The organism is Devosia rhodophyticola (assembly GCF_028816475.1).
Lineage (GTDB): Bacteria > Pseudomonadota > Alphaproteobacteria > Rhizobiales > Devosiaceae > Devosia > Devosia rhodophyticola.
In genome coordinates, this window is sequence record NZ_CP118247.1 from 793022 (window position 1) to 807928 (window position 14907).

16 protein-coding genes and 1 pseudogene are annotated in these 14907 nt (G+C 59.1%); 6 read left to right on the top strand and 11 right to left on the bottom strand.

The annotated features are described in order from the left end of the window. Both PSQ90_RS03840 and PSQ90_RS03845 read left to right on the top strand, forming a co-directional pair. Complete coding sequence (locus PSQ90_RS03840) at positions 1–897, top strand: metal ABC transporter substrate-binding protein (RefSeq protein WP_282212118.1); 897 nt, start codon at positions 1–3, stop codon at positions 895–897. 22 nt (positions 898–919) lie between these two features. After that, positions 920–1345 (top strand): Fur family transcriptional regulator, encoded by a 426-nt coding sequence (locus PSQ90_RS03845; RefSeq protein ID WP_282212979.1) that lies wholly within the window; start codon positions 920–922, stop codon positions 1343–1345. A 4-nt stretch (positions 1346–1349) separates the two neighbouring features. On the opposite strand, the gene rsmD is transcribed toward PSQ90_RS03845, so the two are convergent. The 10 genes from rsmD to PSQ90_RS03895 form a co-directional block, all read right to left on the bottom strand. After that, complete coding sequence (gene rsmD, locus PSQ90_RS03850; protein ID WP_282212119.1) at positions 1350–1904, bottom strand: 16S rRNA (guanine(966)-N(2))-methyltransferase RsmD; 555 nt, start codon at positions 1902–1904, stop codon at positions 1350–1352. Between the two features lie 3 nt (positions 1905–1907). Then, the gene (locus PSQ90_RS03855) at positions 1908–3581 is read right to left on the bottom strand and encodes a pseudouridine synthase (protein ID WP_282212120.1); all 1674 of its coding nucleotides are present in this window, start codon (positions 3579–3581) and stop codon (positions 1908–1910) included. A gap of 90 nt (positions 3582–3671) precedes the next feature. Further along, positions 3672–4367: a hypothetical protein gene (locus tag PSQ90_RS03860; protein ID WP_282212121.1), complete on the bottom strand. Its 696-nt coding sequence runs from the start codon at positions 4365–4367 to the stop codon at positions 3672–3674. A gap of 123 nt (positions 4368–4490) precedes the next feature. Next, positions 4491–5048: a signal peptidase II gene (lspA, locus tag PSQ90_RS03865; protein WP_282212122.1), complete on the bottom strand. Its 558-nt coding sequence runs from the start codon at positions 5046–5048 to the stop codon at positions 4491–4493. A gap of 77 nt (positions 5049–5125) precedes the next feature. Next, a complete protein-coding gene (gene ileS / locus PSQ90_RS03870) occupies positions 5126–8167 on the bottom strand; it encodes an isoleucine--tRNA ligase (protein ID WP_282212123.1) in 3042 nt (1013 codons plus the stop codon). Between the two features lie 88 nt (positions 8168–8255). Then, positions 8256–9113 (bottom strand): SDR family oxidoreductase, encoded by an 858-nt coding sequence (locus PSQ90_RS03875; protein WP_282212124.1) that lies wholly within the window; start codon positions 9111–9113, stop codon positions 8256–8258. 10 nt (positions 9114–9123) lie between these two features. Continuing rightward, a complete protein-coding gene (locus PSQ90_RS03880; RefSeq protein WP_282212125.1) occupies positions 9124–9513 on the bottom strand; it encodes a riboflavin kinase in 390 nt (129 codons plus the stop codon). Between the two features lie 112 nt (positions 9514–9625). Further along, entirely contained in the window at positions 9626–10099 is a 474-nt protein-coding gene (locus PSQ90_RS03885; protein ID WP_282212126.1) for a nucleotidyl transferase family protein, read from the bottom strand. 69 nt (positions 10100–10168) lie between these two features. Beyond that, on the bottom strand, positions 10169–11029 hold the full coding sequence (locus tag PSQ90_RS03890) for a TIGR01459 family HAD-type hydrolase (protein ID WP_282212127.1): 861 nt from the start codon (positions 11027–11029) through the stop codon (positions 10169–10171). A gap of 110 nt (positions 11030–11139) precedes the next feature. After that, on the bottom strand, positions 11140–12372 hold the full coding sequence (locus tag PSQ90_RS03895) for an EAL domain-containing protein (RefSeq protein ID WP_282212128.1): 1233 nt from the start codon (positions 12370–12372) through the stop codon (positions 11140–11142). Positions 12373–12600: 228 nt separating this feature from the next. Between PSQ90_RS03895 and PSQ90_RS03900 the strand changes: the two are divergent. The 3 genes and pseudogenes from PSQ90_RS03900 to PSQ90_RS03905 all read left to right on the top strand — a co-directional run. Next, positions 12601–13529 (top strand): annotated as a pseudogene (locus PSQ90_RS03900) (sigma-54-dependent transcriptional regulator); the annotation flags it as partial. Then, positions 13509–13964 carry an AAA-type ATPase lid domain-containing protein gene (locus tag PSQ90_RS17190; protein ID WP_456077453.1) on the top strand — a complete coding sequence of 152 codons (456 nt, stop codon included), beginning with the start codon at positions 13509–13511 and terminating at the stop codon, positions 13962–13964. The pseudogene PSQ90_RS03900 and the gene PSQ90_RS17190, both read left to right, overlap by 21 nt. Beyond that, complete coding sequence (locus PSQ90_RS03905) at positions 13906–14028, top strand: helix-turn-helix domain-containing protein (protein ID WP_456077454.1); 123 nt, start codon at positions 13906–13908, stop codon at positions 14026–14028. Before PSQ90_RS17190 ends, PSQ90_RS03905 begins: the two co-directional genes overlap by 59 nt. Here the strand turns inward: PSQ90_RS03905 and PSQ90_RS03910 are convergent, their stop codons facing one another. Next, positions 14029–14391, bottom strand: a complete 363-nt coding sequence (locus tag PSQ90_RS03910) for a DUF427 domain-containing protein (protein WP_282212130.1) — start codon at positions 14389–14391, stop codon at positions 14029–14031. Positions 14392–14606: 215 nt separating this feature from the next. Between PSQ90_RS03910 and groES the strand changes: the two genes are divergently transcribed. Next, positions 14607–14897 (top strand): co-chaperone GroES, encoded by a 291-nt coding sequence (groES, locus tag PSQ90_RS03915; protein WP_282212131.1) that lies wholly within the window; start codon positions 14607–14609, stop codon positions 14895–14897. Positions 14898–14907: the final 10 nt, after the last annotated feature.

Here is a 14907-nt window from a genome sequence, read left to right on the forward strand (position 1 = left end):
ATGGATGGCATGATGAAACGGGCAGTATTGGCACTGGTATTGGGACTGATAAGCGGGGGCAATGCCGTGTTGGCAGCCCCCGTCCAAGCGGTAGCAAGTTTTTCGATTTTGGGGGATATGGTCGCGCGGGTCGGCGGCGAGCGGGTGGTGGTGACCACAATTGTGGGCCCCAATGCCGACACCCATATTTATGATCCCAGGCCGGGCGATGTGGTCAGCCTTGCCAAGGCGGACGTGTTTTTCGTCAATGGATTGCATTTTGAGGGATGGCTTGATCGGTTTGTCGGTTCGACCGGTTTTGCAGGGCCGGTGGTGGTGGCCAGCGACGGGGTGGCAGCGCGCGAAATGGATGAGGATGGCACAGTGGTGGTTGATCCTCATGCTTGGCAGGATTTGGCCAATGGCGTGATTTATGCGCGCAATATTGCGGCGGGGCTGTGCGGCGTCGATGCGGCGGGATGCCCGACCTATGAGGGCAACGCCAAGGCCTATGCCGAGGAGATGCTGGCGCTTGATATGAAAATCAGGGCCAGATTTTATGCAGTACCGACAGCGCGGCGACAGGTGATTACCAGCCATGATGCCTTTGGGTATTTCGGTGCGGCGTACGGGATAGAATTCATGGCGCCGGAAGGGGTTTCGACGGAAAGCGAAGCCTCGGCGGCGGATGTGGCCAGATTGATTGAACAGGTGCGCGCATCGGGTGCAAAATCGCTATTTGTCGAGAATATGAGCGATCAGCGATTGCTGGAACAAATCGGGCGCGAGACCGGAGCGACAATTGGCGGGGCGCTTTATGCCGATGCCCTTTCTGAACCCGACGAGGGTGCGGGCAGCTATCTTGAGATGTTCAGCCACAATGTCGCACAATTATTGCCGGCAATGGCAGCGCAGTAACGGAGGCGGGATCATGGCGGGAATGGGCGACGATCATGCGGGGCATGACCATGTTTGGGCCGACGATCTGACCAAAAACCAGGGGTTGGTGCTGGGTACGCTGGCCCATTCGGACGGGCCGCTATCGGCCTATGACATTCTGGACAAGTTGCGGGAGGATGGGCTGCGCGCGCCGTTGCAGGTCTATCGGGCGCTCGACAAGTTGATGGAGCGCGGGCTGGCGCATCGGCTGGAGTCGCTGAATGCATTTGTTGCCTGTGCCGATGCCAATTGTCACCGGCGGGGGCTGATTGCCTTTGCAATCTGCGAGGATTGCGGCAAGGTCGATGAGTTTGCTGATCCATTGATCGACGAGCGACTGGGGGTATGGGCCGGAGCCAGGGGGTTTGCTGTGGCGCGGACGACCATGGAAATTCGAGGCAAATGCGCCAATTGCGCCGCCGCCTGACGCGTCAGGCCGTATAGGATAAAAGGTATATGGCGGCGGCACCGTAAACGCGGCGGTCGATCAGTTCAAAGCCGGTGGGCAGTGAGATTTCGGCCTCGGCACTTTCCTCAAATGCCAAAGTGGCAGCGGGGGTCAGCCAACCTTTGGTGAGCCCCGCCAGGGCGGTTTCGCCAAGGCCCTCATTATAGGGAGGGTCGAGAAAAACCAGATCGAAGGGTTTGATCGAGCCGGGAACGCCCAGATCTGTGGCGTCGCGGCGCAGGAGTTTTGTAACGCCGCCTGCCCCGAAGGCTTCGATATGATCGCGGATAATACCGCGCGCCTCGGTGCCCATGTCGACAAAAGTGACATGAGCGGCGCCGCGCGACAGGGCTTCTAGGCCCAGGGCGCCGGTGCCGGCAAACAGGTCGAGAACCCGCCGGCCTTCAAAATTGGGGCCCAGGCGACTGGCCAGAATATTGAACAGGCTTTCGCGCACGCGATCCGCCGTCGGGCGGATAGAGAGATCCGACGGCGATATCAGTTGCCTGCCGCGAAATTTTCCTGAAACGATGCGCATGGGCTAGCCGCGCGGCTTGCGCGGACCACCAGAGGGACGACCGCCACCGGGCCGACCACCGGGTGCCGGGCGGCCGCCAGAGCGCCCACCGGGACGTGGGCCACGCGCAGGGGCGGCACCATCGCGCTTGGGCTGAGGCTTGCCGTCAGGGCGGGTTCTGGGCTTGCCATAAGTCTTGCCGACCGAGCCCAATTCGTCGCGGCCGGGACGCTGGCGTTCCCCTTCTGGCCGACGGTTTGCCGGGCGCGCCGGGCGGTCGCCATCGGGACGGAAGCTGCGGGGTTTTTCAGAAAAATTACGGCCCGGACGACCGGTCACCGGATGGGGTGACTGGGTGCGTTCATTGTCGGGGCGAGTGCGGGGCGCGAAGGCGCGGGCTGGGCGCTCGGCATCGGGGCGACGCTGGGGGCGTTCGCCATCAGGGCGTCGCTGCGGACGGTCACCAAAATCGCGCTTTGGCTTGTCGGCAAATGAGCGTTTGGGGCGATCGCCGCCGGCATCGTCGCGGCGGGGGCCGCGCGGCTTGTCGTCAAACGATTTGCGCGGACCATCGGCGCGCGGACCGCCCTTGCCGGATGGTTTGTCGCCAGCATCGCCTCGGCCAGGCTTCTTGCCATAGGTTTTTTCGACAAAATCTTCTTCGCGGCCATCATCAAAGATGATTTTGCGTGGGGGTCCGGTTTCGCCCAGATCGCGATCATCGAACCGCTTGACCGGTGGGGCGGAGCGGGTGGCGCCAAAGCGGCCCGGACGATCCTGGCGCGGCTTTTCCTCACGAATTTCGCGCTCGGTCTTTTCCGCACTATCGGTAAAGCGAAAACGCTGTTTTGCGATTTCGACTGTATTGGTGCCGCGCCCTGTCAGACGGTCGCGGGTGGGTTTACCAACCAATTCTTCCTTGCCGGGCATTTCGCTGTCGAAATCCACATCGGCTTCTTCAGCGAGGCGTTTGCCAAGCTGTTCGCGTAGCATGCGGGCCTTAACGGTTTCAATCCCGCCGATGGGAATATCGCCCAGTTGGAACGGACCATAGCTGACGCGGATCAGCCGATTGACCTCAAGACCCAATGCACCAAGGACATTCTTGACTTCGCGGTTCTTGCCTTCACGCAGCGCCATGGTCAGCCAGACATTGGCCCCCTGCTCGCGTTCGAGTTTGGCTTCGATGGCCCCATAGCGGATACCTTCGATCTCAATGCCATTGGCCAGACCATCGAGCGCTGCCTGAGTGACGGCGCCATGGGCGCGAACGCGGTAACGGCGAAGCCAACCGGTGGCAGGCAATTCGAGCACGCGTTTGAGCCCACCATCATTGGTGAGCAGCAAAAGGCCTTCGGTATTGATATCGAGACGGCCAACTGTGACGACGCGGGGCAGGCCATGGCTGGCCAAAGCCTCAAAAATCGTCGAGCGGCCTTCGGGGTCTTTTTCGGTGACAACCAGCCCTGCAGGCTTGTGATAGAGCCAGACGCGCGTGCCCTGACGGGCAGCGAGCGGGGCCCCGTCGACCATAACCTTGTCGCGATCGGTAACGTTGAATGCGGGGGTCATGACCTTTTTGCCATTGACCTCGACGCGCCCAGCCGTGATCCAGGTTTCGGCATCGCGACGTGAACAGAGGCCCGAACGGGCAATGACCTTGGCCAGACGGTCACCGGTGGCGGGAGTTTCACTCATGAATTTGAGCCTTCATAACATGCGGGACCCAAATGGGCGGCGCGGGGAGGAAAAGCTCCGCCAAATGCGGCGGAGCGGAAAAGTGAAGGCTTAGTTGCCGTTGTCGTTACGGCCCAGAACATTGTTGACGTCGGAGCCGATGAGACCATCGCTGTTTGGCGTCGCACGTCCAAGTGCCTGACGAACATCGAGCGGGCACTTTGGATCGCTCAACGCGACCAATTCACCATTGGCAGCCTTGCAGACCGTGTCGCGACCGCCAACCGTGGTGAAATATTCATCGGGCGGCAGATAGAGCGGCCGCTTGCCATTGACCTTGACCGATTTGTTCGCCGCCATCATGCGCGCGGTCAGGGCACGCGATTCAACTTCGGTCAGTGGACGACCCGAGAGCGAGCGCAAATCGACGACGCGTGCATTGCGCAGGCGCGACAGATCAGCCTCGGTCAGATTGGACGTATCAATCTGGACGCTATCGCTATCCACCGGCAACTGGTTGGCAATCGAAGTGGTTGGGGTGGGAAGGCTGGCAGTACTGCGCGGCAGCGCCAGAGGCGCGCGGGGCGTGGTCGGCTCTTCCTTGGGCGGGCCTTTCGGGATCAAGCCAACGCCCTGAGCGGTCGAAGTGATCACCTCGCGCTCAAAGGTTCCGGGATCGGAGAGCGCATTGGTGCCTTCAACCGTCGTGCAACCGGCAAGGGCCACCAGCACCAACAGGCCAAAGGCCACACGGCCTGTCCGGGTTCCGGCCGAAAGAGCAATCTGCCCGGTCAATCCATTGCGCATGAAACGTCCTTCAAAGCTATCGGCGGCGCTTATAGCGCATTGTCGCGCCTAAGACCAGATTCTGGCAGTAAAGTGTTCGACCGGGATTTGCCCCAACAAGCGTGCCCCATACGACACATATTTTCAGGTCTTTGCGGCACGGGGGCGACCCACGCCCAGCAGGTCGAGAATCAACAGAATGACGCCAAAGGTGATCGCCACATCGGCAAGGTTAAAGATATAGAACCCCTGCCCGCCAATATGGAAATAGAAAAAATCAGCGACTGCACCATAAAGATAGCGATCCAGCGCATTGGAGAGCGCGCCGCCGATGCAGAGTGCCAATCCGACGCGGATCAGTTCGCTATCGGCCTTGAACCACCAAAATGCCAAAGCCACAATGGCGATGGCCATAACAAGGCCCAATGCCCAGACCGGCAGACCATCCAGCAGGCCATAGGAAATGCCGGTATTCCAGGTCAGCACGTAATCAAAAAAGCTGGTGACGTGGGTGATTTCGCCGCCGCGCCAGCCGGTCATCGAAAACGGCACATAGCCCGAAAACGGAGTGACGCAGACCGATTGCCCCGGCGCAATGCAGTCGGCGGCAATATGATAGGCCTTTTGCGCCCGGTCGAAGCCAAACGCCAGAATGGCGGCGACGAGCGAGACGTAAATGGCTGAAAGCGATTTTAGCGTCATTGCCCGTTCCTCCCCCTTCAGCCCTCCCCGCAGGCGGGGAGGTGAAGGGAGAGATGCCAATATTGGAACGCCCATGGCTAGAGACCGGCAGCGGCGCGTTCGCGCAACGCCTGAGCGTCGCGCGGGGTGACATCTGGATAGTCGGGGTCCGAGCCTACTTCGGGCAGCACTTTCCACGAGCGGGCACAGCGGGTGCCCGGGGCCATGGCGGGGACAACCGCGACCTCAGCAATGTCGTCGAGCCGGAAGGCGTTTTCCGGGCCCTGCCCTGCAATGATCTCAATGGCCGAGGTGATGGCGATATCGGCAAAATCATGCCCATCAATGGCGGCCAGAAGATCGGGATCGGCGACATAGACTTTGGGGGCGGCTTCAAGCGAGGAGCCAATGCGCTTTTCGCGGCGTTCGATTTCAAGCGCGCCGGTGACAACGCGGCGCACTGTGCGGATTTTGGCCCATTTGGCGGCCAGATCGGGGTTGAGCCAAGTTTTTGGCACGTCGGGGAACAAACGCAAATGCACCGACGAATCCTTGCCCGGGTGGCGCTCGAGCCATACCTCTTCCATCGTGAAGACCAGAATGGGCGCGAGCCAAGCCGTCAGGCAATCAAACAGGTGATTGAGCACTGTCAGGCCAGCGCGGCGACGGGTCGAGGAGATCGGATCGCAATAGAGCGCGTCCTTGCGGATGTCGAAATAAAAGGCCGATAGCTCGATGTTCATGAAATTGGAGATCAGCGAGACGATCTTTTTATAGTCGAAATCATTGTAAGCCTGGCGCACCTGGACATCGAGTTGAGCCAGTCGATGCAGCATCAGGCGTTCGAGTTCGGGCATATCGGCAAAGTCGACAGCGTCAGCAGGATCGTAATGGGCAATATTGCCCAACAGCCAGCGCAGCGTGTTGCGCAGCTTGCGATAATTATCGACCGTGGTCTGGATGGCTTCCTTGCCCAGGCGCTGGTCTTCCCAATAATCGGTCGAGGCCACCCAGAGTCGCAGGATATCGGCGCCGTACTGCTTGATGATGTCCTGCGGGGCAACGGTATTGCCCAGCGATTTGCTCATTTTCTTGCCGTTGCCGTCCATAGTAAAACCATGGGTGAGCACAGCGTCATAGGGCGCGCGGCCACGGGTGGCGCACCCTTCAAGAAGCGAAGAATGGAACCAGCCGCGATGCTGGTCCGAGCCTTCGAGATAAAGCGAAGCGGGCCATTTGAGGTCGGGCCATTTCTGCCTGTTTTCGAGGACGAAAGCGTGTGTCGAGCCGCTATCGAACCAGACATCGAGAATGTCGCGGACCATATCGTAATCGTCCGGATTATGCCGGTCTTTCAGGAAGCGCTCCTTGGCGCCATCGGCGAACCAGGCGTCGGCCCCTTCGGCGGCAAAGGCGTCGACGATGCGGTGATTGACCACTTCATCAACAAGAATTTCGTTGCTGTGTTTTTTGACAAAGACCGAGATGGGCACGCCCCAGGCGCGCTGGCGGCTGAGGACCCAATCGGGGCGGTCAGCGATCATGGCGCGGAGACGGTTTTGACCGGCACCGGGGACAAAGCGGGTGGCGTCGATGGCGTTGAGCGCGCGGGAGCGCAGGGTGTCACCCGCTTTTCCGGCAATGTCGCGATCCATATAGACGAACCATTGCGGGGTGTTGCGGAAGATCACCGGCTTTTTGGAGCGCCATGAATGGGGATAGGAGTGTTTGACGCGGCCACGGGTAAAAAGAGCATTGCGTTCGATCAACGCCGCTATGACTCGCTGGTTGGCGTCGCCAGTCTTGCCCGAGTCATCTATGACGCGCGCGCCCTCGAGGCCGGGAGCGTCGCTGGTGTAAAACCCAGCGTCGTCGACGACATAGGGGATTTTGGTGTCGATGCCACGCTCGCCCAACAGACGAGCGGAATCCATCCAGATGCCAAAGTCATCCAAACCATGGCCGGGGGCGGTGTGGACAAAGCCAGTACCGGCATCGTCGGTGACGTGCTCGCCATCGAGAAGCGGGACGTCAAAGTCATAGCCTCCAGCGAGCCCACGCAACGGATGATTGAGGGTTAGGGAGCCAAAATCGTGGGCAGAAACGTCGAAAAGCCTTTTGAATTGCACCTTAGCTTTAGCAGCGCATTCATCCACCAGCTTGTCAGCGAATATGAGCTTTTCGCCCGGTTGCGGTCCGAAATCGTTTGTCGCTTCAATTATTTCGTAAAGCCCATAAGCAATTTTTGACGAGAACGAAATCGCACGATTGGCAGGAATGGTCCAAGGTGTGGTGGTCCAAATGACGAGCACTGCGCTCCCGAGCGCCGAAAGATAACTTTCAAGTTCCTCGGTCTTGGCGGTATCCCGTTCTATCCCGCTATCTACTTGGAGGGGCTTCGAGCGGGCGAATTTTGACGAATGGGCATTGGCGATTTGGCTAGTATCCAGTTCTGACACCGGAAACTTCACCCAGATGGTGTCACTTTGGTAGTCGGCATATTCGATTTCGGCTTCGGCGAGGGCGGTGCGTTCGACGACGGACCACATGACGGGTTTGGAGCCGCGATAGAGTTGGCCGGAGGTGGCGACTTTCATCAGCTCGTTGGCGATGGTGGCTTCGGCATCAAAACTCATGGTCAGATAGGGATTTTCCCAATCGCCGAGCACGCCGAGGCGCTTGAATTCCTCGCGCTGCACATCGACCCATTTGGTCGCAAAGGTGCGGCATTCCTGACGGAATTCATTGACAGGGACTTCGTTTTTGTCGCGACCCTTGGCGCGATATTGCTCTTCGATTTTCCATTCAATCGGCAGGCCATGGCAATCCCAGCCCGGCACATAGGCCGAATTATAGCCCATCATCTGCATGGAGCGGGACACAAGATCCTTGACGGTCTTGTTGAGCGCGTGACCGATATGAATGTTGCCGTTGGCGTAGGGAGGGCCATCGTGCAGGGTGAACTTTGGCCGATCCCTGGCCTGTTCGCGCTGCATGGCGTAAATATCCATTTCCTCCCACCGGGCGAGCCAGTCGGGCTCGCGCTTGGGTAATCCGGCGCGCATGGGAAATTCAGTTTGCGGCAGGAAAAGCGTGGCCGAATAATCGGTTTCGGTAGGGGCGGAATTGGTGTCGGTCATTGCGGGCAATCAATCGAGGAATTGTTGTGGCCGCCTTGTAGCAAGGGCGGGCCCAAGGAGCAAAGGTTTTGGACCCGCAGTTTTTTGGTCAGTTCAGGAAGCGCTCGATCACCAGTGCCTGAAGCTTTTTGCCGTCGGGATCGGTGCTGGTCTTGAGGCTGGTCAGTTCCTCGGCCCAGGCAGAGGTGCGGATGCGTACAGGCGGATTGGGATTGGCAACAACGCCAGTGACGACGGCGGCGCATTCGTGCGAATCCTGATAGGCATCGGAAGCCCCTTGGCGGGTGCTGCTGCCACCTATGTATTTTTCGAGGATAGGCTTGTACTCATCGTCGAGCATGCCGCCGGTCGCCGCGACACCAGCCATGACATTATTTGCAAATTCGGTGCGGATGCCACCGGGTTCGACGGCGGTAAAATTGATGCCGAAGGAAGGCGTCACATAACTGGCTAGCGCCTCAGTATAGCCTTCGACGGCAAATTTGGCAGCGCAGTACAATTCGTTGAACGGCTGGCCGACGAGGCCTCCGACCGAAGTGATGTTGATGATATGGCCGCTGCGGGCGGCGCGCATATGGGGCAGAACAGCCTTTGTGGCGCGCACAACGCCGTGGAAATTGACGTCCATGACCCAGTTGATTTCGTCTTCGCTTGCCTGTTCGGTGGTCCGGACAAAACCGGCACCGGCATTATTGATCAGGACATCTATGCGTCCTTCGACGGCGATGATCCTGGCAACGGCATCGCTGACGCTTTCGCGTTTTTGTACGTCCAGCTTTAAAACATTGAGCGATACATTGGCGGCTTTGGCGGCTGCGTCAAGCGCGCCGCGCTTGTCCAGATTGCGCATGGTGGCATAGACGGTGTGGCCGATTTCGGCCAGTTGCACAGCAATGTCTATTCCCAGCCCCGTTGAGGTGCCGGTGACAAGTATGATTTTGCTCATTGGATTTCTTTCAGTCTGCGAAAAAACCGATATGGGCATCGAGCCCGCTGATCGGAAGTGCTGTGGTCAGTATTGTTTTTGCAGCGGCGCTATCGCGGTCCATGGCGGCAATCAGATCGGGCAATCCTGAAAAGACCTCCTGTCCGCGAATATGGCCTACCAGGGCAACAGACAGGGTTTTACCGTAAATATCCTCGGAAAAATCGAACAGGTGCGTTTCAAACGGCGGTAGTTGATTGTTGAACATTGGTTTGCCATAGGCGGCAACACCATTGAAGCGCCGATCACCGAGCATGGCGCGCACGGCATAAACGCCCTGAGCCAGATGAAAGCCGGGCGGCGTGCACAGATTGGCCGTGGGATAGCCCAGCTCGCGACCACGGCGATCACCCTCAATCACCACCCCATCAATGAACCAGCGATAGCCGAGCAGTTGATTGGCCCTGTCGACATCCCCTCCCCCAGCGCGGCGCGGATCAGCGAGGAAGAAATGATATCGACCCCCTCCCCGATCAGATCGAGCGTTTCAACACCAAAGCCTTCGGCGATGCCCGAAGCCTTGAGGAAATCGGGGTGCCGCGACGGCCACGACCGAAATGGAAATCGGAGCCGACGATGACGCCCGACACTGCCAGCGCCTTGACGAGAAAACGTGAGACAAAATCTTCGGCCTCGATCTGGGAAAAATCGCGGTCAAACGTCATGACAACAATGCCATCGAGCCCCAGCGCCTTGGCCAGTCGGGCCTTGGCGTCGCCATCGGTCAGGCGGAACATGAAGGGTTCGGGCGCAAAGACATCGCGCGGATGCGGCTCGAAGGTCAGGACAATGGCGGGCACGCCCTGTTCGGCAGCGCGCGTCTTGAGCGTTTCCATGACGTGCTGATGGCCGCGATGAAAGCCATCGAAATTGCCGATAGCCACCATAGCGCCGCGCATGGCGTCGGGGACTGCATCAAGATTTGACAGGCGGATAAAGTCGGTCACGCGGGGCTAGGTCCTCTGCTGGCGCGCAGGCGGGGCGCAAGGTGCATCGACGCAACGCATATTGCAACCCTACCAGACAAGGCGTGGCAAAAAGCCAGCCAGACGGGCGCCGCTGGGCGCCACCAACGCCTCGATGACGGCGGCATCAGGATTGGCGAAAGCATCAATTTCGGCGGCATGGATCGAGCCAGAGACAAACAGCAGATCAATGCCAAAACCGGCCGCGCCGGTTGCGTCGGTCCGCACACTGTCGCCAACCCCCAGAATGCGGGGCTTTTCGAGTTTTCGACCCGCGGCCACCTCGGCCAATCGAAAGGCTTCGTCATAAATGGGGGCAAAGGGCTTTCCTGCCATTTGCACTGTACCGCCCCGTTCAGCGTAATAATCGCCAAGGGCGCCGCCGCAATAAATCAGCTGGTCGCCATGCTCGACAACCTTGTCGGGGTTGGCGCAGATCATGGGCAGGTTGCGTTCTAGCCACTGGGCAACACGCGGGGCGTAGACCTCTGGTTCCTCATCGTCGTGGTCAAGATCGGTTACCACCACCACTTCGGCTTCGGCGGCTTGCCCGCGCACGAGACCCAGACCTTCATAGAGGGCATCATCGTTGGTTTGGGGGCCGACATGATGAATGATCCGGCCCTTGTATGGCGCCAGTAAAGCGCGCGTCGCATCACCCGACGACACGATGGCATCCCAAGCGGTGCGCGGCACGCCCAACCGATCCAGCATCTCGATAATGGGTTGGGAAGGAACGGGCGCATTGGTGATCAGCACCACGACACCGCCCTGGGCGCGATAGTTGACCAGCGCTTCGACGGCGGCTGGAAAGGCCTTGATGCCGTTGTGGATGACGCCCCATACATCGCAAAGCAACGCGTCATAGGATGGGGCGAGATGGGCGAGATTGGAAAGCTGGGTGGAGGGCATGAAAACCTGAGGTCTGGAGGGGCTGCCGTGGATTTGGCAGTTTTTGCAGAATAATCAAGTCATAAGAACGTCGACTAGACCAAAGTGCGGGTCAATGCGGACAACCAAGCCTACATTTCGGCGCGGCGCGGCATCATGGCCGACGGAACACGGTCGACGCCAAGATCCGGGCGGATTGGACCGGCACTTGCAATGTGGGTGCCCTGCGCCAGAACAATTCCGTCTTCAAGCAACTCAAGTATCTGGGCTTCGCGCGTCACATTGGTTGCCAGAAGCTCGATCCCGAACCGGCCGAGATAATCGGCAATATCGGAGGGATGAAAATCAGTCAGTGTCTCGGGCGATGAGATGAACTGGGCAGCATCGACCCGCAGCGAGCGCACCGACCGGGCGGCCAATTCGGCAACATCATTGCGCAACGATCGGGTTTTGGACAGCGAGAAGCCAATGCCCTTTTTGACCATGGCAGCAATAACTGCGCGCTCGACGCTGTTCAGATGGCCCCAATCTGAATCCGCGATCAAAAATACCAGACCGCCGCAAACGGCACGGTTGGCTTCAAGCGTTGCGAGAAGTTGCTCTGCGCCATTGGCATCGCTCAGAGTGGCCCGAGACAATGGGATAAACAGATTGGATGCCTGGCCATTTGTGCGGGCGCGCCGGGCAATGGTAACCGCTTCCATCAGGGCCAGTTGTTCGATCTGACGAACCACATCCTCACCGCCTCGACGCGGCATGAAGTCGATCTGATCGGCCAAATCGCCGTCTTCAAGCATCAGGCGCGGAACGAGATCGTGACCAAAAGCGCGGCGCTGAGGTAGTTTTACGGTTTGCAGGACGTGGAAAATCAGACGATTTTCAGTCAGCGACTGGCGCAATTGGGCCAGTGATATCCTGGGCTCGGGTTCGCGAACCGGCGCTTCGATGGCGGGGGCAACAGGTGCGGGACGCTCGGGTTCGGAAGATGTCGTTTTGCCGCGATCCTCGATTTCCGAGACAGCTTCGGCCACCTGCCGAATGACGGTGCCAAGAACCGAAATGTCGGCTTCCACGCCTTCGAGGCGCGGGCCAGCATCAATATCGGCCATGGCATTGATCCGCTGTCCGAGGACGGCACCGGCCTGGGCGTCGGTCGAAAGCAGCCGCGACAAGTCCTCAATGGCGCGTTCGAGCCGGTTCTCGGCGCGCTGGCGCAGTTGGCGTTCCACCAGAACCACCGCGACGCAGGCGAACATGACCGCAACCAGAAATGATTCCAGCGGGGTCAGGGTCAACCCGTAATAGCCAGTGGCCCCCAAACCGAGGGCAGCCAGCGCGATAAAAACATAAACCAGTGACTGCACGAGCGGTCTCGGGCTCCATTGCCGAAGATTCGGTTACTTCTCTTAGCATCATGGTTAAGAGCGCAAAAGCGGACTGTGGCCGCTATGCAGTATTGTTTTCATCGAGCTCAAGGCAAAAGCGGAACGGATTATTTACTCTGTTCGTCAACAATCGGGAAACCAAGCGGGCGGTGCGCCCACATCGAACCTTGGCCGAAATTGAAATACGACGAACAAGGACTGGGCTCCATGCCGAAGCTGAACCAAGCCGATGCTGCCAGAGGTGGTGCCCTGTTGCTGATCGAAGGCAATGCGGACAGCGCTCAATTGCTGGTGGCCAGCCTGACCGAGTGCCTGTCTGGCGCGCCGGTAATCGTGGCGGTCAGCAGTGGAAAGCAGGCGTTGGCCAGCCTTCGGGCCGAGCAGTTCGATATTGTGTTGGCCGATCTGGCAAGTCTGGGCGATATCAGCGCGCGCACTGAAGACGTGGTGGGACGGCTGGTCAAGCTGGCCAACGGCGCACTGGTTCTGGCCCTTTCGGACGGGGCATCGGTTTCAGGGGCCGTGGCGGCCATGCGGGCGGGCGCCCATGATTATGCGGTCAAGCCGCTCAATGGCGCGGCGTTGGCCGCGCGGATCGGGGAGATGGCCGAGCGGCATGGCAAATGCCGGACGCTATCGGTTGAGGCGACGCCGCAGATCGGGGTTGCTGATTTTGCCGGATTTATCGGTTCGTCGAGCGCCATGCAGTTTGTCTATGAGCAGATCGAGCGCATTGCGGCGTCGGCCGCGCCGGTGTTTATCACTGGGGAGAGCGGCACCGGCAAAGACGTTTGCGCCGAGGCGCTGCACAACAAGGGACCAAGGGCCGGCGGCCCGATCATTGCCATCAATTGTGCGGCCATACCGCGCGATCTAATGGAGAGCGAATTGTTTGGCGTGGCGCGGGGGCTTTTACCGGCGCACACGAAGATCGCAAGGGCGCGGCGGAACTGGCCGATGGTGGCACTCTATTTCTTGACGAGATCGGGGAAATGGACCTGTCGCTGCAGACAAAGTTATTGCGGTTTTTGCAGACGGGCACCTTGAGCCGGGTCGGCGAAGCGGGCGTTCGGCAGGTGGATGTGCGACTTGTCTGCGCCACCAATCGCAACCCGATGCAGTTAATCAGCGAGAAGAAATTCCGCGAAGACCTGTTTTATCGCCTGCATGTGCTGCCGATCCATTTGCCGCCTCTACGCCAACGACCGACCGACATTCTGGTTCTGGCGCGGCACTTTCTGGGGCGTTACGGCCAGGAAGAGCGCAAGAATTTTTCCGGGTTCAGCCCGGAGGCCGCCAATTGGCTGATATCGGGCGAATGGCCAGGCAATGTGCGCCAGTTGCAAAATCTGGTGCGGCGACTTGTGGTGATGTTTGATGGTGGCGAAATTTCGGCCAGCATGGCCAAGGCAGCCGACATTGAGGGGCAGCATCGACCGAACTCGCCCGGGGCCAGCAATGATGCCCGAACAAAGCTGTATCCTGCCGATGTGGCAGCAGGAGCAACGTATTATCGAAAATGCGGTCGCTCAGTTCGGTGGCAATATTTCGCTGGCGGCGGCGGCGCTTGAGATCAGCCCCTCAACAATCTATCGCAAGCGTCAAAGTTGGGCTGAACTCAGCCGCGTTGCCTGATCAGGCATCGTCGCGCTCGAATTTTATCTTGTCGCCCCAAAAGACAAGATGATCGCGGATCGCTTGCGCCGACGGGCCTGGATCGGGGTAGTACCAGACGGCATCCTCGGCGGTCGCGGTCAAGGTTTTCAGGGTAAAATATGCCGCGTCGCCCATATAGGGGCTGTGGCTCGTAGTATCGGATGTCTCCAGAATGTCCGGGCGTACTTCATCGCGCGGAATATAGAGCCGCACCGGCGCACCGGGCTCATCCACTTCAAGCGCATGGATGGTACTGACGATTTCAGCATCATCGAAAATGACGCGAACGCGACCGGTCGCTGGCCTGATCTTGATGTCTTTGGGCTGACATTTCTCGGTCATGAATTTTTGCCAGTGCTGGTTATGGGTCTTGGGGGAAGAACCATTCGCGCGGGTTTTGGTTGCCGCAAGGCATAAAATGAAAAATCTACGTCAGTGCCGACCTTGACGCTCACGAGGGCCTCGCCTATATCCCCGTTCAGCTGTTAGCACTCTCATTCAACGAGTGCCAACAAGCGTCAGATTTGCGTTTCATACAGTTTCTCATAGGAGCAAACATGAGCTTCCGTCCCCTGCACGACCGCGTGGTCGTCCGTCGCCTTGATGGCGAAGAAAAAACCAAAGGCGGGATCATCATCCCCGATACCGCCAAGGAAAAGCCCAGCGAAGGCGTTATCGTTTCAGTTGGCCCCGGTGCCCGTGATGACAATGGCAAGACTGTCGCCCCAGACGTCAAGGCTGGCGACCGCGTGCTGTTCGGCAAGTGGAGCGGCACCGAAGTCAAGGTCGACGGCGAAGACCTGTTGATCATGAAAGAAAGCGACATCATGGGCGTGATCGAAGGCTAAGGCTTTCGCC

Bases quoted from the DNA above. Each gene is read 5' to 3' on its own strand.
- PSQ90_RS03840 (WP_282212118.1), top strand. From the start codon at position 1: ATGGATGGCATGATGAAACGGGCAGTATTGGCACTGGTATTGGGACTG.
- PSQ90_RS03845 (WP_282212979.1), top strand. From the start codon at position 920: ATGGGCGACGATCATGCGGGGCATGACCATGTTTGGGCCGACGATCTG.
- rsmD (WP_282212119.1), bottom strand. From the start codon at position 1,904: ATGCGCATCGTTTCAGGAAAATTTCGCGGCAGGCAACTGATATCGCCG.
- PSQ90_RS03855 (WP_282212120.1), bottom strand. From the start codon at position 3,581: ATGAGTGAAACTCCCGCCACCGGTGACCGTCTGGCCAAGGTCATTGCC.
- PSQ90_RS03860 (WP_282212121.1), bottom strand. From the start codon at position 4,367: ATGCGCAATGGATTGACCGGGCAGATTGCTCTTTCGGCCGGAACCCGG.
- lspA (WP_282212122.1), bottom strand. From the start codon at position 5,048: ATGACGCTAAAATCGCTTTCAGCCATTTACGTCTCGCTCGTCGCCGCC.
- ileS (WP_282212123.1), bottom strand. From the start codon at position 8,167: ATGACCGACACCAATTCCGCCCCTACCGAAACCGATTATTCGGCCACG.
- PSQ90_RS03875 (WP_282212124.1), bottom strand. From the start codon at position 9,113: ATGAGCAAAATCATACTTGTCACCGGCACCTCAACGGGGCTGGGAATA.
- PSQ90_RS03890 (WP_282212127.1), bottom strand. From the start codon at position 11,029: ATGCCCTCCACCCAGCTTTCCAATCTCGCCCATCTCGCCCCATCCTAT.
- PSQ90_RS17190 (WP_456077453.1), top strand. From the start codon at position 13,509: ATGCAGTTAATCAGCGAGAAGAAATTCCGCGAAGACCTGTTTTATCGC.
- PSQ90_RS03910 (WP_282212130.1), bottom strand. From the start codon at position 14,391: ATGACCGAGAAATGTCAGCCCAAAGACATCAAGATCAGGCCAGCGACC.
- groES (WP_282212131.1), top strand. From the start codon at position 14,607: ATGAGCTTCCGTCCCCTGCACGACCGCGTGGTCGTCCGTCGCCTTGAT.